This is a genomic window from Ensifer sp. M14 (assembly GCF_003355565.1).
In the GTDB taxonomy this organism is placed as follows: domain Bacteria; phylum Pseudomonadota; class Alphaproteobacteria; order Rhizobiales; family Rhizobiaceae; genus Ensifer.
This window is the reverse complement of the sequence record NZ_QJNR01000004.1, coordinates 2,711,781-2,736,288: the sequence shown is the minus strand read 5'-3', so window position 1 is coordinate 2,736,288 and position 24,508 is coordinate 2,711,781. Positions and strand designations below refer to the sequence as shown.

The following is a 24,508-nucleotide window of genomic DNA, read 5'->3' as shown; positions in this document are numbered from 1 at the left end:
ATAGACGTTAAGCGATGGCTTGGAAAGACATCCTACCAGAATTCATGGCTTTCAGCGTCAGGGAAAGCGAAGCGGCGGCGGGCTCAGCCGACCCGCTCGCCCTTGTGGACGCGATAGCTTGGCGCATACATCGTCACCAGTTCCTCCGAAGCGGTCGGATGAACGGCCATCGTCCGGTCGAAGTCGTCCTTGGTGCAACCGGCTTTCAGCGAAATGCCAAGCAACTGTGCCATCTCTCCGGCGTCATGGCCGAGGATATGGGCGCCCAGCACCTTGCGGTCGGCAGCGTTGACGATCAGCTTCATGATCGTCTTTTCCTTGCGACCGGAAAGCGTCGCCTTCATCGGCCGGAACTCGGCGCGATAGACTTCCAGGCCCTCGAACTGGCGTCCGGCCTGCTCTTCGCTGAGGCCGACCGTGCCGATTTCCGGCTGAGAGAAGACGGCCGTTGCGATCAGGTCGTGGTCGGGCGAGACAGGGTTGTTCTTGTACTCGGTCTGGATGAAGCACATCGCCTCGTGGATCGCCACCGGCGTCAGCTGAACGCGGTCGGTGACATCGCCGAGCGCATAGATGCCAGGCGCACTGGTGCGCGAGAAGGCATCGACGACGATCGCGCCACGCTCATCGGTCTTCACGCCGGCGCTCTCAAGCCCAAGCCCCCTGGTGTTCGGCACGCGGCCGAGCGCCAGCATCACCTGGTCAACAACGATTTCGCCGTGCTTCATCGTCTGCGCCACACGCCTGCCGTCGGTGTCGGTTGCGACCGATTGAATAATGTCTTCGCAAAGGATCCGGATGCCCTTTTCCTCCATCGCCGCATGCAGGCCACGGCGAAGATCCTGGTCGAAACGCGACAGAATTTCCTTGCCGCGATAGATCAGCGTCGTCTCGACGCCCAGACCGTGGAAGATGTTGGCGAACTCGACAGCGATATAGCCGCCGCCGGCGATCAGGATCGACTTCGGCAGTTCCGCGAGATCGAAGGCTTCGTTGGAAGAGATGCAGAGTTCATGCCCCGGCAGCGCGTCGTGCGGCGTCGGATGGCCACCGACGGCAATGACGATGCGCTCGGCGGTCACGGTCTTGCCGGTGTCGAGCAGACGAACGGTGTTCGGGCCGACGAGTTCCGCCCGGGTACGCAGGATCTCAGCGCCGGCATTGGCGAGCCCCTTCTGGTAGAGGCCTTCAAGCCGCGTGATTTCCTGCTCCTTGGCAGCGACGAGCTTCTGCCAATCGAAGCGGCTTTCACCGACCGACCAACCGAACCCGGCCGCATCCTCGAAGTGCTCGGCATATTGCGATGCGTACACGTAGAGCTTCTTCGGCACGCAGCCGCGGATGACGCAGGTGCCGCCATAGCGGAACTCTTCCGCGATCGCGACCTTCTTGCCCAGGCTCGCTGCCAGCCGACCGCTTCTGACGCCACCGGAGCCGCCACCGATTACGAAGAGGTCATAGTCGAAAGCGGGCATGGGCGAACTCCTGAAGGTCGTGCAGACTGCAATTGGGATGATGGGAGCACCGTCCGGTCGGCATTTCGCCGACGGCATGCCCCGCCCGGGGTGGGAGCCCCGTCGCAGGCACATATAGTGTTGCACTGCAGAAAAAGAAAAGCCCGGATTGCTCCGGGCTCCTGAAAACGTGATGACTTCGTCGGGCTGGCCCAAGGTCAGTTCAACTGGCCTCAGATTATTGAGCCGGCGCCGCCGGCGTGCCTTCAACAAGCGCCGGGGCCGACGTGCCGACCTTGGCGTCAAGCGACTTCGTCGCTTCCGTGTTAAGATCGCGCGAGACGCCAGCGGCCCAGATGTCGGCAGCCTTCAACAGTTCGCGCGAAGCGATCGGGCCATCGTTCAGAAGCTTCTTGCCAGCCGTCGAGTTGTAGAACTCGGAAATGGCGTTCAGCTCTTCGAGCGTGAAGGTCTTGGCGTAGATCGTCGCAGCTTCGTTTTCGAGGTCGGCGCGGCGTGCAGCCAGCGTCAAAGCCTTTTCGTCGACGGTCGCGGTGATCAGCTCCTGGAAGTTCGGCGAAGCCTGGATCAGGGTGTTTTTCAGACGCTCGGCGAGGTTCGGCAGGATGTTGTCAAAGCTGTTGGTGACGCCAAGTGCCGCGATGGTCGCGCGAGCGGCCTTGATCTGTTCTTCGGACACGTCCTGAGCCTGGACTGCCGGAATGGATGCAGAAAGGAGAACCGCGGTGGCTGCGAAAGTGCGGACAAGACCTGCGAGTTTGTTCATTTTTATCCATGCTCCTGTGTTTGTCGCATGCTGCCCGGGCGATTGCCGCCGCCAGGCCCGCATGTGTGGTAACCTGTTTTCTTCACCGTTCCCGGCTCCTCACGGAGCCACGGGAACCGGCTCAAGACGCGGTCAGAATGCGTGCCTCTTCCGGTCCGGCAATAATTGCCAGCGATGCGATGCCGATGAAAAGACCATGCTCGACGACGCCGGGAATGGCATTCAGCTCTCCCGCGAGCGCATCTGCATCAGGAATACGGCCAAAAGATGCGTCAAGAATGAGGTGTCCACCATCGGTCTTGAACGGGCCGTCGCCTGAGTTGCGCACGGAAATATCGCCAGAAAGGCCAAGCCGCGACGCCACTTTTTCGATGGCGATCCGCGTTGCCACCTGACCGAAGGGATTGACCTCGATCGGCAGCTTAAACGCACCGAGAACGTCGACGACTTTCGATTCGTCGGCAATGACGATCATGCGCCTGGAAGCAGCCGCGACGATCTTTTCACGCAGCAGCGCACCGCCGCCACCCTTGATCAACCGCAAGCGGCCGTCGACCTCGTCGGCGCCGTCGATCGTCAGATCGAGTTCGGGAAGTTCGTCCAGCGACTTCAGTTGTACGCCGAGTTCCAGGCAGAGCCGTGCCGTGCGCTCGGAGGTCGGAACGCCCTCGATTCGAAAGCCTCCGGCGACCTTTTCGGCCAGCAGCCGAACAAATTCCTCCGCCGTCGATCCGGTGCCGATGCCAAGTCGCATGCCGTCTTCGACATGTTCGAGCGCCGCTGCCGCGGCTTTGATTTTCATTTGGCGGGCGTCCATGCGCCAGTCGCTCCCTTTCGTTCACCGGATGTGGATGTGGTAACCCCACCTTTCCCATCCGTTTTCCGCTGAGACACTTACACGCCCCAAGCTGCAAACAAAAGCCAAATTCAAAGGCGCCGCCCGGATTCCCGCACCCTTCCCGCGCACACTTGCCATTGCATTCCGGCGCAACTTCGCCTACCCGGACGGCAACTCTTTTCCGCTGCGCGAGGTTCTTCCCTTGTCTTCCCCCATTGTCGTCTTTGATCTCGACGGAACTCTTGTCGATACGGCACCGGATCTGGTGGCGAGCCTCAACCATGCGGTGACCCAGGCGGGTGTCGAGCCCGTCACGTACCGCGATCTCACCCATCTCGTCGGCCATGGTGCCCGCGCGATGATCGAGCGCACTTTCGCAATGCGCAACAAGCCGCTCGATGAAGATGCACTCGCCTGGCAGATGAAGGAGTTCGTCGACTTCTATCATGGCTCGATGCCCGGTGATTCCCTTCCCTATCCCGGCATGCTCGACGCACTCGACCGGCTGACGGCAGCCGGGTTCAAGCTCGCCGTCTGCACCAACAAGCCGGAAATGTTGGCAAATCGCCTGCTTGAGCGCCTCGGCCTCCTCGACCGCTTCGCGGCGGTGTCGGGCGGCGACACGTTCGAAATCCGCAAGCCGAACGCCGACCATCTGCTGCGCACGATCGAAAACGCCGGCGGCAGCGCTCGGCACTCGGTGATGGTTGGCGACAGCCTCAACGATATCCTGGTCGCCCGCAACGCCGTGATCCCGTCGATCGCCGTCCCGTTCGGCTATTCGGACGTTCCGATTGAAAGCCTGGAGCCGACGCTGATCATCCGTCACTTCGACGAACTGACGCCGGAGCTGGTCACGGAACTTTTCAACGGCAGGTGAGTTGCGGCCCTGGAGCCGGCTTGGAGGATCCAAGTCGCTTCACAGCAACGATTGACTTCATCGCCAAGACGGATCGCAGTACTGCCGATGCCCGATGGGTCGGCGGATATACACCAATGCGACGCGACAGCTCGCTCTTTCGCGGACCGCCAGAATGAAACGACCCCATGGAGGTTCTCCATGGGGTCACAAATTCGGTGAACACGGATGGCATCAATGCCCGCCGAGCGCCTTTGGCGCAGATTTACCCCTCGGCCCGGCGGGCGTTGCGGGTCGCCTCGAAGGCGCGGTTCATGTACATGTCGCGCTCATACACGTCGTCGAAATACTCGACGACACCGTCCTTGTTCGGCCAGGCGGTGAAATAGGCGACGTAAACCGGAACCTTCTGCGGCACCTGCAGCGCCTTGTTGCGGCCGCCGCCGATTTCCTTGCCAACATCCTCCACGCTGGTGCCGAGCACGGCTGCAGCCATCCGGCGCGGATCGGCAAGCCGGATACAACCGTGGCTGAGCGCACGCTGATCACGCTTGAAGAAGCTCTTCGACGGCGTGTCGTGCATGTAGATGGCATGTGCGTTCGGGAACAGGATCTTCAGCTCGCCCAACGCGTTATCGCTGCTCGGCGGCTGGCGCACCGCAACCGACGCTGTCGATCCGTTCCAGTTGACCGAAGACGACGGCACCGAACGGCCACCGACTTCCACCTGATAGCCCATCCGATCGAGATAATTGGGATCGTTGCGCAGCTTCGGCAGCATCTCGTTGATGATGATCGACTGCGGAACGCCCCAGTACGGATTGACCTCGACGGTCTGGATCTCGTCCTGGAAGAAATAGGTCTGGTTCGCCTTGGAACCGACGACGACACGCATGGAAAACTGCTCGGTGCCATTGTCGGTATAGGAAGCGGTAAAGGCCGGCTGATTGATAAAGACGTAGCGGTTGCCAAGACCGTCGGGAAGCCAGCGCGCCTGTTCCATCGCGACTTCGAGCTTGCTGATCTTGGCTGCGGTGCTGTCGCCACCCGTCAGGATGCGCAGCGAGGCCTGCCCCACCACGCCATCGGCCTTCAGCCCATGTTCCTTCTGGAAGGCTTCAACCAGTGCGACCAGCTCAGGCGTGTAATCCGGCGTGCCCTGGTAGGCCGCCAGCACTGCGGCATGATCCGTCTTCAGCGTCTCGGAACCCTTGATGCGGATGCCGGCGACAATGTTGGCGAGTTCAGGATTGCTCTGACCAGGCTTCAACAGCGTGCCCGGTGCGATTTCGACGCGCTGCTCCACGCCCTTCTCGGCGCGAAGGCGCTCGAGTTCCACCGACAGGGCGGCGAACTGCTCGCTTTTCGGGTTCTGATCGTTGAGCAGCGTGGCGACATCGGCACTTGCCGACATCTTGTCGAGGAAGGCGCCGAGATCGACGGACTTGCGCTTGAAATCGTGGTAGCCGGAAATCTTGTTGGGATCGATGCGGCCACGCACGGTGTCCTGCACATAGGACAACGTTGCGATCGACAGCGACACTTCGAACTGAACCAGTTCCTTTTCGCGAGCGATCATATCGCCGCGATCGAAATCATCGGCCGGCACTTGGACGGCATAATCCTGCGGATCGAGGCCGACCTTTGCCGCATCGGCGAGAACGGCAATTGCCGCCTTAGCCCGCGCGCTTGCGCCATTTGCGTCGATCCAGACGAAATCCGAACGCGAACCATAATGCGCCTCGATGGCCTTGGCGACGTCCGAGGTCGCACGAGCCTCGACCTCAGGCATGAACTGGCGGGCATCGGTCAATGGGGCACGCAGCATCGGCGGCAGTGCGCCATTGCGCACGGATCCGGTAACGACCGGATCGAGCAGCTTGTCGGTGGCGATCCGGCGCAACGGCTCGGCCTTGTAGGTGTAATACTGCGGACCAGTGACCTTCGGCAGAGGCTTGGAAACCGCATTCTGCTGCGGCTCGACCATGGAGCCTACGCCCGGAAGCGACTGCGGCTGCGACGTCTGAGATTCCGGCTTCTTCCTGCCTGCCCGGATGAAATCACCGAGCGTGAAGGCCGATGCCGGCCGCGCATCCAAGGTCGCGATCGCACAGCCGCTCATGAGCGCTACGATCGCTGCCGTCTTAAATATTCTCATGTGAAACTGCGTCCCCGTATCGCGTTGTCGCCGAACTCGGCTTTAGCCAGATTCTCGCCACGCCTTCGTGCTCCAAAACTTATAGAAAAGGATGGTGAATGAAAAGGAAACGAGCCTCCCGCAGACCGCATGAAACCACCTCTGCGCGACAAAAAAACCGCTTCATTTCCAGGACGTTCGAGTGGCCGTAAAAATTTGATTTGCATCGACATTCATACCGTTGCCGCACGGCCCGTGTCGGAAAACCTGCCCTTTCGGCAAGCAAGGAAGGCAATGAATGTGACTGAAACGCCACAAGATATCGGTAGCCGGCACGCGGCGCGAATCACTGGTAGTACCGCAGCCAAAGCCGCCCTTTGTCGCAAGCCTGCCTTTCAAACGATTGTAGCATTGCCCCTACGGGGCCACCTCTTTACAAGCCTTGCCAGCCGGGGCAGAGAGAGGCCCGGCACCTTGGGGAAGGGACGGCCGGTTGCGACCGCGTCCCCTCGCCCAGACTTCATGAACCGCATGACGAAGGCAGGGATCACGATGACATCGACGCGCACGGAAACAGATACGTTCGGCCCCATCGAAGTGGCAAACGACCGCTATTGGGGCGCCCAGGCCCAGCGATCCCTAGGCAACTTCAAGATCGGTTGGGAAAAGCAGCCGGCGTCGATCGTCCGCGCTCTCGGCATCGTGAAGCAGGCAGCCGCGCGCACCAACATGGCGCTCGGTCGCCTCGATGCAACCATTGCCGATGCGATCGTCAAGGCATCTCAGGAAGTCATCGACGGCAAGCTGAACGAGCATTTCCCGCTCGTCGTCTGGCAGACCGGTTCGGGCACCCAGTCGAACATGAACGCCAACGAGGTCATTTCCAACCGCGCGATCGAGCTGATGGGCGGTGTCATGGGTTCGAAGAAGCCGGTTCACCCCAACGACCACGTCAATATGAGCCAGTCGTCGAACGACACCTACCCGACGGCCATGCACATCGCCTGTGCTGAACGGGTAACCCACGACCTGCTGCCGGCGCTGAAACACCTGCACAAGGCGCTTGAGGCCAAGGTCAAGGCGTTCGACCACATCATCAAGATCGGCCGCACCCACACCCAGGACGCAACCCCGTTGACGCTTGGCCAGGAGTTCTCCGGCTATGCGGCGCAGGTTGCCTCGTCGATCAAGCGCATCGAAATGACCCTGCCCGGCCTTTGCGAGCTGGCCCAGGGCGGCACCGCCGTCGGTACCGGCCTCAACGCACCCATCGGCTTTGCCGAACAGGTCGCGGATGAAATCGCCAAAATTACCGGTATCGCCTTCACCACCGCGCCGAACAAGTTCGAGGCGCTGGCCGCCCACGATTCCATGGTCTTCAGCCACGGTGCGATCAACGCCGCTGCCGCCGCCCTCTTCAAGATCGCCAACGACATCCGATTCCTCGGCTCCGGCCCGCGCTCGGGCCTCGGCGAACTGTCACTGCCTGAAAACGAACCGGGCTCGTCGATCATGCCGGGCAAGGTCAACCCGACCCAGTGCGAAGCCCTGACCCAGGTCTGCGTCCAGGTGTTCGGCAACAACGCGGCGCTGACCTTCGCCGGCAGCCAAGGCCATTTCGAGCTCAACGTCTTCAACCCGCTGATGGCCTACAACTTCCTGCAGTCGGTACAGTTGCTCGCCGATGCCGCGGTCTCCTTCACCGACAACTGCGTCGTCGGCATCGAAGCCCGCGAAGACAACATCAAGGCTGCGCTTGACCGCTCGTTGATGCTGGTAACGGCGCTGGCGCCGAAGATCGGCTACGACAACGCGGCAAAGATCGCCAAGACGGCTCACAAGAACGGCACGACGCTGCGCGAAGAAGCGGTCGGCGGAGGCTACGTCACCAACGAAGAGTTCGACGCGGTCGTCCGTCCGGAAACAATGATCAGCCCGGCATGATCTCCAGATCAGCCCGGCATGATCGACTTATCGCTGCCGCGGCGCCTTGATCGGCGTCGTGGCAGGCGACAACCCTACATAACCGCAACGCCGCATTGTCTGCTTTAAGTCGAATTGTCTTCTTTCAAGGAAGAAAACATTAAGACTTCGCAAATCATTTGCCCCTAAAAATCAGTACCCGTAAGCAATGAGTAATATTGAGGGTTTGCGGATGCAAACGGTCACATCTGGAAAAACGCAGGCTCCGGATATCGCAGCGCAGGTGACCCATGCGATGCGCATGATGGGCGTTTCGCCGATACCGCGCAATTACGAGCTATATTACGAAGCCTATCTCGGTTCGAACCCGCAACTGTCCAAGGAGCTCGCAGCCCTCGGCAGCCGGGCGACACAGGAAGAACTCGACGCGATCGGCGCGCAATATTTCAGCCATATCCACCGTTCGACCGGCATCGAGCGCGCCCATACCAGCCTCGCCGCCAAGCTGGCCGAGCTGGTCAACCTGTTGAAGGACGAGCAATATGCGCTCGAAAGCTACAACAAGGTTCTCGACGAAGCATACGTCAACATTACCAGCAAGAGCGCTTCCAGCGCCGACATCCTGCGCCACGCCATCGGCATCCTGACCGAAGCGACCGCCGACACGATGAGCCAGGGCAAGGAACGCGTCCAGACCGTTGTGCAGAAGTCCTTCGAGATGGAGGTCATTCGCCAGGAACTCGACGAGTACAAGCGGATCGCCAACACCGACTCGCTGACGCGGCTCGCCAACCGCCGCGCTTTCGACGACAATCTCGCAGCCGTCTACAACAACGACCACCAGAAGAATTTCACCGGCCTGCTGGTCGCCGATATCGACCACTTCAAGAAGGTGAACGACACGTTCGGCCACCCGGTCGGCGACAAGATCCTGGCGACGGTCGGCAGCGTCATTCGCGCCAATGTCCGGCGCGATGCTTTCGTGGCGCGGACTGGCGGCGAAGAATTCGCCATCATCCTCAACGATAGCAGCCAGGAAGAATGCCTGCAGATTGCAGATCGCATTCGCACGGTTCTGGCGGGCACGCCGTTTCGTAATTCCAAGACAGGCGTCAATTACGGCCCGATTACCCTGTCGGTCGGCGTCTGCATGGCGACTGCCGCCGAGGATGCGGTTGACCTCTACAACAAGGCGGATATCGCGCTCTACTCAGCCAAGAATGCCGGCCGCAACAAGACGATGCTGTTCGAAGACGGCATGCGCAAGGAGTCCGGCCGCAACTGGCTGATCTACAGGCGCTAGCGAGATATCGCCAATCCCCTCGTGAAATGGCGCCCGATCGGCGCCATTTTCGTTTCGCCTCCCGTTCCCTTGGAAACAGCCAGATCGGATTGCACCCGCTACAACCCTGACAACAGGGAACAACGGCTACGAAAAGCGCGATCGGTTCCCACAATCCGAGGGGGGAAACCGACATGAAGCGTATTTTTACCGCGATGATTGCAACCGCCCTGATGGCCGCAACAGCGGCAACTGCCCACGCGAAGGATGTCAGGCAGGATCCGATTACCGTTGCCTCGCTCGACAGCGCCGCCGCCAACACCGGCTGGCTTCAGGTGTTGTCGCAAGGCGGCACCCGAAAGAAGGCGAAGCGCGGCGACATCAGCCAGTCGCCGATCGCCCGCGAACTCGTGGCCTTCCCGGCCACCGCAGCGCCGGGCACCATCATCATCGACAACTCCGAGCGCCGGCTCTACCACGTCGTTGGCCGCGGTATCGCCGTCAAATACGCCGTCAGTGTTGGGCGTAATGGGTTTCTCTGGACCGGCACCAACACCGTCAGCCGCAAGGCCGAATGGCCGACCTGGGTGCCGCCGGAGGACATGCGCGCTCGTGAAGCCCAAAAGGGCAAGGTGCTGCCGGCCAGCATGGAAGGCGGCATCGACAATCCACTCGGTGCCCGCGCCATCTACCTCGGTTCGACGATCTACCGCATTCACGGAACGAACCAGCCCCTGTCGATCGGCAAGGCGATGTCATCGGGCTGCATCCGCATGGCCAACGAGGACGTCGAGCACCTCTATGCCAATGTCGAGATCGGCGCGACGGTGGTCGTTCGCGACTGAGCGATCGATCGCGGCAAGCTTGCGCCACGGACGGTTTGATCCTACCGACAGGCGGAGGCGCCCGCCTGTTTCGCAATGGCGATCAGTTCCGGCCGGTATTCAAAATGCATGGTGTCGAAATGATACCAGCGCCCGCCCCAGATGAAGCCGTGCTTCTCAAAAATCTCGACGATGTCGAGCGGATAGCGGTTTCGATAGGCCGCCGCCCCGCTCTTGCCGCCGCCGGACCAGCGCCAATAGTCGGCAAAGCCGGTGTTGAGGTCGATCGCAGCACCGAAGCTGTGCACCGAAAGCGTGCGCGTACCAGCGATGTTGCGCCAGTTGAAAGTCCCGGCGCTGGGGACAAGATAGCGCTTCAGTTTCGGTCGTGCGGCGAGTTCGCCCTCGACCGCCTGCAGCGCCTTGGCCACGCCATGCCTGCGCGTGACCTTCAGGCGCTCGCCGAACCAATCGACCGAGACGAGGTCGCGCCTGATGCTCGCAGCGCTTCCGCCATAGAGGCGTTTCATCAAGGCCTCGCTGCGGATGCGCCCAGGATCGAAATCGGCAGCCGGCGGCCTTGCGCAGGCGCCAAGCGGATAGATCTGCGAAAGACTGTCTTCGATGTCGCCGGAAGCGAGCTTTTCGGCGTGGCTCTTCTGCCTGCCGTCGTCGATAGGAAGCGCCGCGCCGCCGTCGCGCAGCGTCAGCTTATCCTTGCCGACCTCGGCGATCATCTCCGGATAGGCCCTGGCCAGCAATTCGAGTTTCTCGTGCAGCGTCGGATCGGCAGCAAGGGTTTCGCCGACGCACGCCGACAGAAACAGGAAGGCTGCCCTGAGACAGGTGCTCTTAGAACCACGTCGCATCGCGTCCCCATCTCCTGGCGCTCCCGATCCGGTCGAATACCGGACACTGGAAGGCACGGCCGAACGATCCAATCTACCACATGGTCTTGGCGGCGCGCTCCGGCCATTCGCGGTCATAGGTTTCCCGGTCGAAGTCCGCCTTGGCGGCCTTCACCAGCGCGCCGGGCGTCGGAAGTGTGGCGGGATCGATGAAACGTTCGGCGTTCCAGATCTGCGACCGCATCAACGCACGGGCGCATTGAAAATAGACTTCGCCGACGGTCACGACGATGACGCTGCGCGGGTTCTTGCCATCCACCTCGAAGGAACCGATCAGCGCCGGTTCGATGCTGACCACCGCGGTTCCATTGATGCGCATCGTTGTGTTCGATCCGGGCACCAGGAACATCAGCGCCACGCGTGGATCGCGCACGATATTGGCAAGCGAATCGACCCGGTTGTTGCCGCGCCAGTCGGGCATCAACACGGTCTTGTCGTCGGCAACCCTGACAACGCATTGGTCGTCGCCTCGAGGCGAACAGTCGAGCCCTTCTGGACCCACAGTTGCAAGTGCTGCAAAGGGAGAAGCCTCGATCATCTGCCTGTACTCGGCGGTCAGCGCTCTGGTTACCTTTGCCAACGATGATTCGCTGGCGCTGCCGTAAAGCGCGTTCAATTCCTCAACCGAACTAATGACCGTCATTCCGTCCTCCCGCTAATGCACGATATCCGCACGTCGACATCGATGCACGGAATCATGCCGCCAATCCAATAGCAGCAGAAAGCCTTGCGCCACTGAAAAGGCGCGCAACGCTGCAGATCGAAGTGATCCTTTCGACGGATAGCATGACGGGCATGTGACGGAATATGCGAAGTTGGTAGAAACAGCCTCGCGCGAGAGCGCGAGTGATGCGCATTCCCGCGTGAGTTGCAAGATGGCCTCAGGCCGCGGCCTTTCGATCCTCGCCATGGACGAAGGCATTGATCCTGTCGATGACGGGTGCTGCGGAGACGATGCGGCGATGGCCATAGCCGTTTGCCCAATGAAGTTCGACATTGGGTCCGGCAGCCGCATAGCGGCGCGCATGGTCGGCCGAAACCTCCTTGTCGTCTTCCGCATGGATGATCAATGTCGGCACGGCCCTGGCGGCAAGGATCCTGGCCGCATCGAAATCATCAAGCCGACGCCCAGCCAACCGCTCGACGACGCCTTCAAACGCTTGCTGCGTCTTCGGTGACAGGCGAAGAATTTTGCCAAACCCCTTGAACAGCCACGTCATCTCGCTCGGCGCACCGATGAGGACAAGCTTCTTTGCCACATGGCTGGGCACGTCGCAGACGACACCACCCGCCGCGCAAGCCAGGCTGCCGCCGCCGAAGGAATGGCCGACGCTCACATCGAAGCCGCCGAAATGCCGCCAGGCGGCGTCAATGGCGCGCACCGCTGCCACCATCGTCAGCGTACGGCCCGGCGAGGCGCCGTGCCCCGGCCAGTCGAGCGTCACCACTTCGGCACCGCCGGCAACCAGACCCTCGATCATGCTCGCGAGATAGTCGCTGCGCGATCCCCAACCGTGGACGAGCAGCACACGCTTGGTGTTGGCTGCATTGCGCGGACCTGCGAAATGCCGCGCCATGACCCACCCGCCGGCATAGGACAGCGTCACCGGCTTGCCCTTGGCAATCACGGGCGCCGCAGCGGCCAGTGCCGCGCGCTCCTTGGCGTTCTTCGGCTTGCGACGGGGCGTCACGGTGAACAGCTTGAAGGCCAGCCGACCGGCGACCTCCGGTGAAATGAGCGACACGCCGGCAAGCGCATGGCGGATGACCTTGATCGCAAAGGATGCCATAGTGAGAATCTCTTAATATGTTCAATGCTGAACATTATTGTACAACGATGAACAAAAATCAAGCGATGAACGAACAGCATCATTTCCCCTGGGACCATCCGCGTTTTCGCAGCTGGATTGCCGTTGCCCGCGCCTGTCAGTTGATGCAGCAGACGATGACGCGCTCGCTCGCGCATCTCGACATCAAGACGCCGCATCTCGACATCCTGATCAACCTCTATCGCTTCGACGGGATCTCGCAGCAGGAGCTTGCCCGCAAGCTGCTGGTCGGGCGGTCGAACATGAGCATGCTGCTGCCGCAGTTGGAAAAGCGCGGGCTGATCGAGCGCCGCGGCGACGACAAGGACAAGCGCGTCCTGCGACTGTCGCTGACGCCAACCGGTCGCACGCTGACCGAAGAGGCGATGGAGGTTCAGACCGGGCTCATCCAGAAACTGATGGAGGATGCGCCGCTCGAGGAGTGCATGGTGGTGGCGCAATCCATGGAGCGGCTGATCGCCGTTCTCCTGAAGGACGAAAACGAGCTTGCCTGACGGCGCGGCAGGCGCCAGCCTGTCACCAGCCAGTTAGCCTTCCTGTGCTTCACGCGCTTCCGCCTCGGCGCGCTCGCGCGCGGTTCTCGAGGCGATGAGGTCCGACGGCTGTGCGTTGCCGCGGATCAGCTGCCGCCCGGCATAGATGCCGCCAATCGTTTCAAGTGCGAAGCGCTCCTTGTCGAGGTCGCGGAACTCTTCGATCACCTCCGCCGCAGTTTCCGCATCTTCGCCGAGCACGTTCAGCACCTGCGTGCCGAAGACGAGCGCCGATTCGAAGGTTTCGCGGATCTCGAAGTCGACGCCGGCATGGAGGAGATCGATGGCATGGCCGCGATCGAAAGCGCGGGCAAGCACCGGCACCAGAGGAAACTCCTCCTTGGCGGTGTGGGCGATCTTGATCGCCGACGCCTTGTCGTCAACGCAGATCAGGATTGCCCTTGCCGTCGCCGCACCGGCCGCATGCAGGATATCGCTGCGCGAGCCGTCGCCGTAAAAGACGCGGAAGCCGAAGTTCGAGGCGTCGCGCACGAACTCCGCATCCTTGTCGATCAGCGACAGCTTGTAACCGCGCGCGAGCAGCGGCTGGCTGACGATCTGCCCGAAGCGGCCGAAGCCGATCATCAGCACCGTGCCCTCGACATTCTCGGGCACTTCCAGATCGTCGGTCTTCGGCGGTACCGGTTTGGCGAACCTGCCGTGGATAAAAATCGCAATTGGCGTCAGCATCATCGACAGGATGATCGTCGCCGTCAGCGTCGCATTGGCCTCGGCATCGATGATGCCGGCAGAGACCGCAGCCGCATAGAGCACGAAGGCGAACTCGCCGCCCTGCGCCATCAGGACGGCACGCTCAAGGCTCTCGCTGTGGCAGGCACGCAGCAGCCGGGCAACGGCGTAGATCAGCACGCCCTTCAGCGCCATGTAAGCGACCACGGAAATCACCACGATCTGCCAGTTGGCTGCAATCACCGAAAGGTCGATCGCCATCCCGGCGCCGAGAAAGAACAGGCCGAGCAGGATACCGCGAAACGGCTCGATATCGGCTTCGAGCTGGTGGCGGAAAGAAGACTCCGACAACAGCACACCGGCAAGAAACGCGCCCATCGCCATCGACAACCCGCTCTGTTGCATCGCGAGCGCCGAACCGAGGACAACGAGCAACGCCGCCGCCGTCATCACCTCGCGAGCGCCGGCTGCAGCCAGAAGCCGGAAGAGCGGGTTGAGCAGGTAGCGCCCGGCAATCACCAGCGCCACGAGTGCCGCAAAGGCAATGGCGACAGCCATCCAGCGTTCGGATGGATCAGCGGCAGTGCCACTGCTGCCCAGGAGCGTGACGATCACCAGCAGCGGCACGATCGCCAGGTCCTCGAACAAAAGGATCGCAATCATGCGCTGCCCCTTCAGCGTAGAGATCTCGTTTCGCTCCTGCAGCATCTGCATGACGATCGCGGTCGAGGTCAAAACGAAGCCGGTGCCCGCGATGAAGGAGGGAATGGGCTGAAAGCCTAGCGCCAGACCGACCGTGGTCAGGCCGGCGATGCAGGCAAGCACCTGTGCGGCGCCGAGGCCGAAGATGTCCTTGCGCATGCTCCAGAGCTTCGATGGCTGCATCTCAAGCCCGATGATAAACAGGAACATCACCACGCCGAGTTCGGCCACATGGAGGATCGCCTGCGGCTCGGTGAAGAAACGCAGACCGAACGGGCCGATCACCAATCCGGCGAAGAGATAGCCGAGCACCGACCCGAGGCCGATGCGCTTGAACAGCGGCACGGCGACGACACCGGCGGTCAGCAGCACGACCACCTGTGTCAGGTCATTCGCATTAGATGCATCGGCCAACAGACCGTCTCCTTCTTAAAAGGTTCAGTGGGCTCAAAAGGTTCAGCGCGGCTTTTCGGTCTTGTCGCGTGACATGCCCTTGTCGGCGAGTTCCTGTTCGTAAACTGCAAACAGCTCTTCGCCCTTCTCGCCCAGTTCGCGCAGATAGGTCCAGGTAAAGATGCCTGTGTCGTGAAAATCATCGAATCCGATGCGCACGGCATAGTTTCCGGTCGGCTGCACAGAGATGATCTGGACATTGCGCTTGCCGGGCACCGTCACCCGCTGGCCAGGCCCGTGGCCCTGCACCTCGGCAGACGGCGAAAGCACGCGCAGCATCTCCGCCGAGAGATCGAAGGATGCGCCGTCGTTGAAGGCGACGACGAGGCGATGGCGGTCTTTCGAGACGCGCAGTTCCGTCGGCCAGATTTCGCTCATGATGTCTGCTCCTGTTTTCAAGCTCACGCTTAACGGAAGAATCGCCCGCCGAGAATTACCCGGCTTTTCCAATCAACACTTTGCGACAGGATGCGCCTTGACGCGACCACGTTTGCTGACGACATTGGAGGTGCTGGGAGAATGACGTGTGAACACAGCAACGATAGTTAGAAACGGCGCTACGGCGCTCGTCGACAAGGCCGCCCCGATGATCGATCCGTTCGGCCGGGCGATCACCTATCTGCGCGTGTCCGTCACCGATCGCTGCGATTTCCGCTGCACCTACTGCATGGCGGAACACATGACCTTTCTGCCGAAGAAGGACCTGCTGACGCTGGAAGAACTCCACCGGCTCTGTTCCGCCTTCATCGCCAAGGGCGTCCGCAAGCTTCGGCTGACAGGTGGCGAGCCGCTGGTGCGCAAGAACATCATGTTTCTGGTGCGCGAACTGGGCCGCGAGGTCGAGGCGGGACGGCTGGATGAGCTGACGCTGACGACCAATGGGTCGCAGCTCGCCAAACACGCCGCGGAACTGGCCGAATGTGGCGTACGCCGCATCAACGTCTCGCTCGACACGCTCGATCCGGCAAAATTCCACCAGATCACCCGCTGGGGCGATCTCGGCAAGGTCATCGAAGGCATCGACGCCGCGCAAGCCGCCGGCATCAAGGTCAAGATCAACGCCGTCGCGCTCAAGGGCTTCAACGACGCCGAAATCCCCGACCTGATGCGCTGGGCGCATGGGCGCGGCATGGACCTGACCTTGATCGAGACCATGCCGATGGGCGAGATCGAGGAAGATCGCACCGACCACTACATGCCGTTGTCGGACATGCGCCGCCAGCTCGAAGAGCAGTTCACGCTGTCCGACATCGCCTACAAGACCGGCGGGCCTGCCCGCTATCTCGAAGTTACCGAGACCGGCGGTCGGCTCGGCCTGATCACGCCGATGACCCATAACTTCTGCGAGAGCTGCAACCGCGTGCGGCTGACCTGCACCGGCACGCTCTACATGTGCCTCGGCCAGAACGATGCCGCCGACCTGCGCACGGCGCTTAGGGCCTCTGAAGATGACGGCTATCTCGGCCAGGTGATCGACGAGGCTATCGGCCGCAAGCCCAAGGGCCACGATTTCATCATCGACCGCGAACACAACCGCCCCGCCGTCGCCCGCCACATGAGCGTCACCGGCGGCTGAGCCGACCAATATCTCTCAGTGTATTGACTGCCCCTCATCCGCCTGCCGGCACCTTCTCCCCGCAGGCGGGGAGAAGGGCGCGTGTGGGAGCGCCTTCGCTTCACCTTGAGCCTTGAGCCTTGAGCCTTGAGCCTTGAGCCTTGAGCCTTGAGCCTTGAATGTTCGGCGCGTTGGACTTGGGTCAAGTCTTTTCCGGAGAAACGGAGAATGGCTGGCGATCAACACGTCGGGAATGTCGCCGCGAAGGAGCCGATGCGAGCAAACCCCACTCGCATGGCACGTCCCCTCTCCCCGCCTGCGGGGAGAGGGTTAGGGTGAGGGGCAAGCCGGCGGGCACAAAGCTCGCCCGTGACAACTCAAGCGGCGTAGTTCGATCCGTAACCACGCCCATCGGCCTGGCCCGCCACCGTCGACGTACCGGTCTTGAAGCGCTCGATCTTCTCGTTGAGCGCCTCGACCTGGCGGCGCAGGCCGTGGATCTCGGCGGTGTTTTCCTCGACCATGGCCGCATTCTGCTGGGTGATCAGCTCGACCTCGTGGACGGCCGAGTTGACTTCGTTGAGGCCGGTATACTGGTCGGCGGCGGCGGCCTCGATATTGCTGACGAGCTGGTGGATGGTGTCGATGTGGTCGTTGATGACAGTCAGCGCATCGCCGGTTTCCTTTACCAGCGCCACGCCGCTTCTCACCTGCGCCGAGCTTTCGGAAATCAGGCCCTTGATCTCGCGCGCAGCACCGGCGCAACGCTGGGCGAGCTCGCGCACTTCCTGTGCGACGACGGCAAAGCCCCGGCCCGCATCGCCTGCGCGCGCCGCCTCAACGCCGGCGTTGAGCGCCAGCAGGTTGGTCTGGAAGGCGATCTCGTCGATGACGCTGATGATCGTGCTGATCTTCTCCGACGAACGGTTGATTTCCGCCATGGCGTCGATCGCCTTGGCGACCACCTGGCCGGAATGCTTGGCATAGGAATTGGTCTCGTCGACCGAAACCGTGGTCTTGCGGGCGCTGTCGGCCGTCGAGCGGACGATCTCGGTCAGCTGGCGTAGCGCACGCGAGCTTTCCTCGAGCGCCGCCGCCTGCTGTTCCGTCCGCCGCGCCAGGTCGTCGGCCGAAGCCGAGAGGTTGCTGGTGCCGCCGGTAATCTCGCCGGTGACCATCCTGACGTCGCTGAGCGTGGCGCGCAGCGCCTCGACGGCGTTGTTGTAGGTGCGCGCCATGATCACGTAATCGGCCGGCAGGTCCTCCGCCATGCCCTCTTCGAGGTTGCCAGCAGCAAGCTCCGCCAGCACGTCGGAAAGCGCATTCAGCGCCTGCATCTGTTCCGCCTCGATCCGCGCGCGCTCCTCTGCCCGGCGGGATTCTTCCTCTGCAGAAAGCGTGCGGGCGGCTTCCGCCTCGCGTCCCAACCGCACGTTTTCGACCGCGTTGTCGCGGAACACCGCCACCGAGCGCACCATGTCGCCGATCTCGTCGCCGCGATTGCGACCTTCGATCGCCACATCGAGATCGCCATTGGCAAGCCGTGTCATCGTCTCGGTCACCCGCTTCAGCGGACCGCGCAGGGTTTCGACGAGCATCAGACCGCCGATGATCGCAAGCAGCGTGCCCGCCACCATCGCCACGATCGACATGTCGGCCGAACGCTGGCTGTCTGCCTTGCCGGCCTCCTGGGCGCTGCTGACGAAGCTTTCGAGTGTCGCGCTCGCGCCGGCCACCAGGGTCGAGGCGGCAGCCTTGGCTTCCTGCCAGCGCCCGCCGACGTCGATCAGGGCCGCCGTGCCCTTGTCGATATTGTCGAGCGAGAGCTTGAGCTTGGCAGGCAGGTCGCGAAGCGCTGCATTCTTGCCGCCAAGCTCGGACAGTTTTCCCGCGCTGTCGCGAACGGCCTGAATGTCGGCCATCACCAGGTCACGGCTTTCCGCGTCGAGCTTTCGATGCAATTCGCTGATGTGCAGCCGGGTGCTGTCGAGACCCTTGAAGGTGTCGCCCATCAGCGCGATCAGCGTCTTCAGCTGGGAGATTTCGCTATCCATGCCGACGAAGCGCTTGGCGGCCGTGTCGGAATTCTTGGCGGCTTCCTTGCCGAAATCGGCTTCGTATTTCGAGAACTTGCTAAGGATCGGCACCAGCGCGTTCTTCTTGGTTTCGCTGTCCTCGGCGCCGGCAAGGATCGCCTGGACCTTGAGCGCCAGCTCCTTCAACTCGGCGATCGGCTTTTGAACTTTCTCGGAGGCGATCTTTTCCGCTTCTTCGATCTGCTTGATCAGATGCGGCACCAGCTTGCCTGCCTGATCGATCTTGGCGTCTGCACTGGCCGCCATCGTTACCGGCAGGCGGAATTTCTTGATCCGCTCGGCAACGCCCTGGTAAGCGGCGGCGTCAAAGAGCAGCGCCTTGGCGAAGGCTTCCTTCTCGCCCGATTCCTTGCGGATGATGTCGATCTGCTTGTAGGCGCTGTTGCCCTGCGCCGTCATTTCGGTGAGCGCCGCCTCGAGCGAAGCCGCCACCTGATCCTGCTCGACCTTGATCGACCACAGCTTGTCGGTCTGGGCGCGCATCGCATCACCGAGCGACAGCACCGAGGCGATCTCGGATTTGTCCGCCGCGCGCGTCAAAAGGCCGTCAAGCGCGCGAACCCCGCTCTCCTGCTCGTCGACCTGGGCACTGAGCGTCCCTCTCGTCTCCTCGCTCGGCGCGTCGGCAAAACCCTGGAGCGCGCTGCGCAGCGCCTGGAAATCCGAGAGATTGTTGATGGTTTCGCGCGTCACGGTCATATGACCGTTGAGCGTTCGCGCAGTGAAGAAGCCAACGAGACCGATACCGGCAATCAGCGCCACCAGCGGAACCACGAAGAGCAGTACCTTGGTGACGATGCGCAGGCGCTGTAGCAGACGATCGATGAAAGACATTGCGGACCCCAGATTATTCTTATGAGAGACATGTCCGCGCGGTGGCTTCTCTTGCTGGAAGCGTAGGTTGAGTATCGGCCGAAGCACCTCCCGTGCCCCGATCGACACCCCTGGAATGGCGCGCCGCCAAGGTTCTGGCACACGCCATCCACCGATCGCATCATGCGATTGGAAGCGGAGTCATCGGGACGATAGGCAGCGAAACTTAAGATTCCGCGAATAAAGATCGGGTCGAGCGACCATGCTTTCTGCCCGGCAAACAGTCTTGGCGCCGTTTGATCTCGTTACAGATGAGACGTTCTACTTGCGATGGAAGAAAAATCGTCTGTCGGCGGGTTGGTGTTTGCACAAAAGGACGGCCGATGCTTAAACGGTATGCGACATCCGGCAACGGATTCGCCTTTCCCATCCGCCGGAAGGCTCCCGCCCGATCCGGCGCCGCAGGACAGCCAGCATGCAATCCTCCAGCAATTTCCGTGGCATCGTCTTCATGTGTTTGGCGATGGTCGCCTTCTCCTGCAACGACGCGCTGGTGAAATCCGTGACCGGGGCGATGAATGTCGGCCAGATCATGTTCGTGCGCGGGCTCTTGACCACGCTTATGGTGATCGTCATCGCCCGGCATTTCCGCGCCTTTCGCCCACTCCGTACCATCATGAAGCCGGTGATCATCCTGCGCATCATCATGGAGGCTTTGGCGTCCATTACCTATATCTCCGCACTCGGCCAGATCCCGCTCGCCAATGCCTCGGCCATCATGCAGGCGCTGCCACTGGCCGTCACGCTCGGTGCCGCCGTTTTCCTCGGCGAACCGGTGGGCTGGCGGCGCTGGACCGCGATCTTCGTGGGCTTCATCGGCGTGCTGATCGTCCTTCGTCCCGGTCCGGAAGGCTTCACGCCGGCCGCACTCACGGTGGTCGCCTGCGTCTTCTGCACCGCGACACGCGACCTCTGTACCCGCCGCATCGACCATGACATCCCCTCGCTCTACATCACGGTGACGACGGCGCTGGTGACGACCCTGGTCGGGGCCGCATTGATCGTCCCGCTCGGCGGCTGGCAATCGATGTCGTCGACCACGATCACCCACGTTGCCGCCGCCAGCCTGCTGCTGATGGTCGGGTACCAAACGATCGTTCTCGCCATGCGTGGCGGCGACATCTCCGTCATCGCCCCCTTCCGCTACACCAGCCTTTTGTTTGCGATCACGATCGGCATTTTCTTCTTTTCGGAAAAGCCGGATGCATGGATGCTGGTCGGTGTCGCCGTCATCGTCGGCTCGGGCCTCTACACCTTCTACCGCGAGAGCCGGCGAGGAAAGACGCCTATCGCCCAAAGCGCGGTGACGGGGCCGCTCGAATAGGAGTGATCGGACCGTGATGCCACAAACCGAGACAGAAGGGCGGACACACCCGGCATGGCCGGCCGTCGTCCTTGCCGGCGGACTATCCCGCCGCATGGGTCAGCCGAAACCCGCGCTGCACCTCGGCGGACAAACGATGCTTGCGCGGATCATCGGGAGGCTTGAGCCTCAGGCCGGTCATATCGCAGTCAATCTCAACGGCGCAGGCGAGGCAACGATCGACGGCAATCCGGTGATCGGCGATACCGTCCCCGGCTTTCTCGGCCCGCTTGCCGGTGTCCTGGCGGCCATGCGTCACGCTGCGGCAACGACGCCCGCGGCAACCCATGTTCTCGTCGTGCCAACGGACACGCCGTTCTTTCCGCAAGACCTCAGCCAGCGACTGACCGAGGCGATGACCGAGCGCGAGCAGATTGCCGTGGCGTCATCCGGTGGCGCCCTGCATCCGCTCTTTGCGCTCTGGCCCGTCTCGCTCGCCGACGATCTCGAACACTGGGTCACGACGGATCCGAAACGCCGCGTGCGTGCCTTCATCGAACGTCACCCGAACGTCGAGGTCGACTTCCCGCTGACCGTGACGACCGCCGGTTTGTTCGACCCCTTCTTCAACGTCAACACACCGGATGACCTCCGCCGAGCGGAAGTCTGGCTTGGCATCCTTACGGAGAACGGTAGATGACCGCGACTAGAATCTTCGGCATCGCCGGCTGGAAGAATTCGGGCAAGACCGGCCTGATGGTCCGCCTCGTCACCGAACTGACGCGACGTGGCTTCGTCGTTTCGACCGTCAAGCACGCCCATCACGACTTCGACATCGACAAAGTGGGCGCCGACAGCTTCCGCCACCGGGAGGCCGGCGCCCACGAGGTCACCATCGTGTCAGGTACGCGCTTTGCCATCATGCATGAATTGCGCGGCGCGCCGGAACCGAGCTTCGAGGAAATCCTCGCCCGGCTCGCTCCGTGCGATCTGGTCCTGGTCGAAGGCTACAAGCGCGAGCCGATCCCGAAGATCGAGGCGCGCCGCCTGGAATCGGCGAACCGCGAGCCCTTGGCGCCAACCGATCCGCACATCTGCGCCATTGCCGCCGATCATCCGGTCGCAGACACGAAGCTTGCGGTCTTCGATCTCGATGATACCGATGCGATTGCCGATTTTGTAGAGCAGATCACGGGCCTGACGCGAAGGAGCGGCACGCCCTGACGCGTCGATCGCGTCACTTCTTCGGCAGCGCGTCGAGATACTGTTGCGCCTCCGGGATCCCTTGGGCTGCCGCCTTGCGATACCATTCGGTCGCCGCAACATCGTCCTTGGCAACGCCCTCGCCGCGCTCATACAGAAGCGCGAGATTGTACTGTGATCGCGCATGGCCCTGCTCCGCAGCCCGGCGGAACCACGAGACGGCCTTGGCGTCGTCCTTGCCGACACCCCGTCCGCTATAATAGGCAAAGCCGAGATTGTACTGTGCCGAGGCATTCGCCCCTTCGGCCGCTGACCGAAGCCAACGCATCGCCTCGACCTCGTCGCGTTGAACACCGAGGCCCCGACCGTAAATCTGCGACAGGTTGAATTGGGCGACAGCATCCCCCTTGTTGGCAGCGGCGCGAAGCCAATGCATGCCTTTTTCAATGTCGACGTGACCCGCTCGTCCATCCATATAGCGCAGGCCGACCACGACTTGAGCCTCGAGATTGCCCGCTTCCGCGGAACGCAAATACCAACGCAGGGCTTCCATCGGATCAGCAGCGGTTCCGGCCCCCCTGTCATACATCATGCCAAGATTGAACTGCGCGCCATAATGGCCGAGCTGGGCCGCCTTCAATGTCCAGCGGTACGCCTCAACCTCGTTCCTGGGCGCTCCGGTGAGACCAAGGTGAACAATGCCGAGATTGTACATTGCAGGCGCATAACCCTGCTCCGCTGCCTTCAATGACCAGCGAACCGATTCTGCATTGTCACGCTTCGTGCCCCGACCGTCCCGATAAAGAACCGCCAGATTGTACTGAGCCTGATCGTCGCCCTGTTTCGCCGCCAGCAGGTAATATTTGAGCGCCTGTGCCTCATCCTTGCTGACACCCCATCCCTGTTCGTAAAGGAGGCCAAGATTGAACTGGCCAAATGCCGAGCCGTGCTCGGCCGCCGTCAGGTACCATCGCTTTGCCTCGGCGTAGTTTCGTCTAACGCCGGCAGCGCCTTCCATGTAGATCCCGCCCAGATTGACCTGCGCCTTCGTGCTGCCATTTTCGGCCGCAAGTCGGTACCAGCCAATGGCTTTCATCACGTCAATCGGGACACCCTCTCCCTTCTCGTAACGCGAACCGAGACGAAACTCTGCCTCGGCGTCCCCCTTCTCGGCCAGCGCCTGATCCTGATTGAACGCGCCGACGGCGCTCGTCGTTTCCGCCGACGCCAATGGCGCAGCCACGCTGAATGCAAGAGCAGCCAACAGTCCGAAGACGGTGGGTTTCATTCGTTCCTGCCGTGACGGGTCAATCCGCTTCGGAACTTAAACAACGAAAAGTTGATTCGCCACGGGCTTCAATGCGGACGGGAGCGCACGGCGGGCGGGACCTGGCGACCGCTTGAATGAACGCCGGCAGTCGGGCAGCGTCAGTTGGTGGCACCAACCGTCATCTCGTCGGGAATGTCATTGAGGCGCACGAAATTGTAGCCCTTGGCCTTCAGGTCGAGAATGCCGCGCGCAACGCCGGCGCCGGCCGCATGTGTCGGCTGGTTGATATGGGCGATGATCACGTCGCCGTCCCGGGCGTTGCGGATCCGCTTCTCGGCCATGGCGGCTCCCAGCAACGAGCCGCCGTCGCCGTTCACGGAATAGCCGGCGATGCGATAGCCCATCTCGCGGATCTGGCTCATAGAGGTGTGGGTGTATTTCGCCGTCGCGCCGCGAAACCAGCGTGGTGCCGCAAGGCCATGCGCCTTGATCGCCGCCGCCCCGCCTTCGACCTCTGCAGCCACGGCCGCACTTGAGCCGGCGGCCGCCAGCCCGTAGACGGAAACCTTGATATCGATCGGCGGCACGTGCATCGCGCCGTGATCCTCGATCTCGAAGAGGTCCGGATGCGCCTTCATCACTTCGACCACCAGGCCGTTGCGTTTTAGCCAGCGCGCGGTCACGAAGATCGTCGCCGGAATGCGGTTCTCGATCAGCGCACCGAGGATGCGCATGTCGGTCGCACCGCTGCAGGCATCGAGCGTCAGCGCCACGCGTGGGGGCTGCCCCTTGCGGGCGGGGTTGCTCGGGAGCCGCAGGTCGGGCTCGACGAGCGCCGGTGCGGCATGGGCACCCGGGGCAAGCAGGACAAGTGAGGCGAGGAGTAGCGAGACGGTTTTCATGGCGATCCGGAATGAAGTCTAGGAATGAAACGACAGAAACCCGCCCTTTGAAAGGCGGGTTTCCGAAGCTTAGCGTGGGCAATTATG

21 protein-coding genes are annotated in these 24,508 nt (G+C 62.0%); 9 read left to right on the top strand and 12 right to left on the bottom strand.

Annotated elements, in window-relative coordinates; all coding sequences use genetic code 11:
• Positions 1-83 precede the first annotated feature (83 nt).
• The 3 genes from gor to rpiA form a co-directional block, all read right to left on the bottom strand.
• Complete coding sequence (gene gor / locus BLJAPNOD_RS13205) at positions 84-1,475, bottom strand: glutathione-disulfide reductase (RefSeq protein ID WP_115420143.1); 1,392 nt, start codon at positions 1,473-1,475, stop codon at positions 84-86.
• Between the two features lie 217 nt (positions 1,476-1,692).
• Positions 1,693-2,241 carry a DUF2059 domain-containing protein gene (locus tag BLJAPNOD_RS13200; RefSeq protein ID WP_077503695.1) on the bottom strand — a complete coding sequence of 183 codons (549 nt, stop codon included), beginning with the start codon at positions 2,239-2,241 and terminating at the stop codon, positions 1,693-1,695.
• Between the two features lie 121 nt (positions 2,242-2,362).
• On the bottom strand, positions 2,363-3,058 hold the full coding sequence (rpiA, locus tag BLJAPNOD_RS13195; protein WP_077503696.1) for a ribose-5-phosphate isomerase RpiA: 696 nt from the start codon (positions 3,056-3,058) through the stop codon (positions 2,363-2,365).
• A gap of 223 nt (positions 3,059-3,281) precedes the next feature.
• On the opposite strand from rpiA, the gene BLJAPNOD_RS13190 reads away from it, so the two are divergent.
• Complete coding sequence (locus BLJAPNOD_RS13190) at positions 3,282-3,959, top strand: HAD family hydrolase (protein ID WP_115420142.1); 678 nt, start codon at positions 3,282-3,284, stop codon at positions 3,957-3,959.
• Positions 3,960-4,203: 244 nt separating this feature from the next.
• Here the strand turns inward: BLJAPNOD_RS13190 and BLJAPNOD_RS13185 are convergent, their stop codons facing one another.
• The gene (locus tag BLJAPNOD_RS13185; RefSeq protein ID WP_115420141.1) at positions 4,204-6,096 is read right to left on the bottom strand and encodes a murein L,D-transpeptidase; all 1,893 of its coding nucleotides are present in this window, start codon (positions 6,094-6,096) and stop codon (positions 4,204-4,206) included.
• Positions 6,097-6,597: 501 nt separating this feature from the next.
• Between BLJAPNOD_RS13185 and fumC the strand changes: the two genes are divergently transcribed.
• From fumC to BLJAPNOD_RS13170, 3 genes are all read left to right on the top strand, one after another.
• Positions 6,598-8,019, top strand: a complete 1,422-nt coding sequence (gene fumC / locus BLJAPNOD_RS13180; RefSeq protein ID WP_115420140.1) for a class II fumarate hydratase — start codon at positions 6,598-6,600, stop codon at positions 8,017-8,019.
• Positions 8,020-8,230: 211 nt separating this feature from the next.
• Positions 8,231-9,301: a GGDEF domain-containing protein gene (locus BLJAPNOD_RS13175; protein ID WP_115420139.1), complete on the top strand. Its 1,071-nt coding sequence runs from the start codon at positions 8,231-8,233 to the stop codon at positions 9,299-9,301.
• A gap of 173 nt (positions 9,302-9,474) precedes the next feature.
• Positions 9,475-10,125, top strand: coding sequence for a L,D-transpeptidase (locus BLJAPNOD_RS13170; protein WP_115420138.1), 651 nt, complete (start codon positions 9,475-9,477; stop codon positions 10,123-10,125).
• Positions 10,126-10,166: 41 nt separating this feature from the next.
• Here BLJAPNOD_RS13170 and BLJAPNOD_RS13165 read toward each other — a convergent pair whose 3' ends face one another.
• From BLJAPNOD_RS13165 to BLJAPNOD_RS13155, 3 genes are all read right to left on the bottom strand, one after another.
• Positions 10,167-10,973 (bottom strand): M15 family metallopeptidase, encoded by an 807-nt coding sequence (locus tag BLJAPNOD_RS13165; protein WP_115420137.1) that lies wholly within the window; start codon positions 10,971-10,973, stop codon positions 10,167-10,169.
• A 73-nt stretch (positions 10,974-11,046) separates the two neighbouring features.
• Positions 11,047-11,655 carry a pyridoxamine 5'-phosphate oxidase family protein gene (locus BLJAPNOD_RS13160; protein ID WP_115420136.1) on the bottom strand — a complete coding sequence of 203 codons (609 nt, stop codon included), beginning with the start codon at positions 11,653-11,655 and terminating at the stop codon, positions 11,047-11,049.
• Between the two features lie 238 nt (positions 11,656-11,893).
• Positions 11,894-12,802: an alpha/beta fold hydrolase gene (locus BLJAPNOD_RS13155; protein WP_115420135.1), complete on the bottom strand. Its 909-nt coding sequence runs from the start codon at positions 12,800-12,802 to the stop codon at positions 11,894-11,896.
• Between the two features lie 47 nt (positions 12,803-12,849).
• Between BLJAPNOD_RS13155 and BLJAPNOD_RS13150 the strand changes: the two genes are divergently transcribed.
• Complete coding sequence (locus tag BLJAPNOD_RS13150) at positions 12,850-13,335, top strand: MarR family transcriptional regulator (RefSeq protein ID WP_199565935.1); 486 nt, start codon at positions 12,850-12,852, stop codon at positions 13,333-13,335.
• A 33-nt stretch (positions 13,336-13,368) separates the two neighbouring features.
• Here the strand turns inward: BLJAPNOD_RS13150 and BLJAPNOD_RS13145 are convergent, their stop codons facing one another.
• On the bottom strand, positions 13,369-15,180 hold the full coding sequence (locus BLJAPNOD_RS13145; protein WP_115420133.1) for a monovalent cation:proton antiporter-2 (CPA2) family protein: 1,812 nt from the start codon (positions 15,178-15,180) through the stop codon (positions 13,369-13,371).
• Between the two features lie 42 nt (positions 15,181-15,222).
• Positions 15,223-15,597, bottom strand: coding sequence for a DUF971 domain-containing protein (locus BLJAPNOD_RS13140; RefSeq protein WP_115420132.1), 375 nt, complete (start codon positions 15,595-15,597; stop codon positions 15,223-15,225).
• Positions 15,598-15,745: 148 nt separating this feature from the next.
• On the opposite strand from BLJAPNOD_RS13140, the gene moaA reads away from it, so the two are divergent.
• Positions 15,746-16,795: a GTP 3',8-cyclase MoaA gene (gene moaA / locus BLJAPNOD_RS13135; protein WP_115420131.1), complete on the top strand. Its 1,050-nt coding sequence runs from the start codon at positions 15,746-15,748 to the stop codon at positions 16,793-16,795.
• 356 nt (positions 16,796-17,151) lie between these two features.
• Here the strand turns inward: moaA and BLJAPNOD_RS13125 are convergent, their stop codons facing one another.
• Positions 17,152-19,704, bottom strand: coding sequence for a methyl-accepting chemotaxis protein (locus BLJAPNOD_RS13125; RefSeq protein WP_115420129.1), 2,553 nt, complete (start codon positions 19,702-19,704; stop codon positions 17,152-17,154).
• Positions 19,705-20,158: 454 nt separating this feature from the next.
• On the opposite strand from BLJAPNOD_RS13125, the gene BLJAPNOD_RS13120 reads away from it, so the two are divergent.
• Genes BLJAPNOD_RS13120 through mobB form a run of 3 tightly spaced genes read left to right on the top strand, consistent with a single transcriptional unit; the run spans position 20,159 to position 22,270 of the window.
• Positions 20,159-21,067 (top strand): DMT family transporter, encoded by a 909-nt coding sequence (locus BLJAPNOD_RS13120; protein ID WP_115420128.1) that lies wholly within the window; start codon positions 20,159-20,161, stop codon positions 21,065-21,067.
• A 16-nt stretch (positions 21,068-21,083) separates the two neighbouring features.
• Positions 21,084-21,746, top strand: coding sequence for a molybdenum cofactor guanylyltransferase MobA (gene mobA, locus BLJAPNOD_RS13115; protein WP_115420127.1), 663 nt, complete (start codon positions 21,084-21,086; stop codon positions 21,744-21,746).
• The gene (gene mobB, locus BLJAPNOD_RS13110; protein ID WP_115420126.1) at positions 21,743-22,270 is read left to right on the top strand and encodes a molybdopterin-guanine dinucleotide biosynthesis protein B; all 528 of its coding nucleotides are present in this window, start codon (positions 21,743-21,745) and stop codon (positions 22,268-22,270) included. Before mobA ends, mobB begins: the two co-directional genes overlap by 4 nt.
• A gap of 13 nt (positions 22,271-22,283) precedes the next feature.
• Here mobB and BLJAPNOD_RS13105 read toward each other — a convergent pair whose 3' ends face one another.
• The gene (locus BLJAPNOD_RS13105; protein WP_115420125.1) at positions 22,284-23,537 is read right to left on the bottom strand and encodes a tetratricopeptide repeat protein; all 1,254 of its coding nucleotides are present in this window, start codon (positions 23,535-23,537) and stop codon (positions 22,284-22,286) included.
• A gap of 140 nt (positions 23,538-23,677) precedes the next feature.
• The gene (locus tag BLJAPNOD_RS13100) at positions 23,678-24,421 is read right to left on the bottom strand and encodes a polysaccharide deacetylase family protein (protein WP_077503714.1); all 744 of its coding nucleotides are present in this window, start codon (positions 24,419-24,421) and stop codon (positions 23,678-23,680) included.
• Positions 24,422-24,508 lie beyond the last annotated feature (87 nt).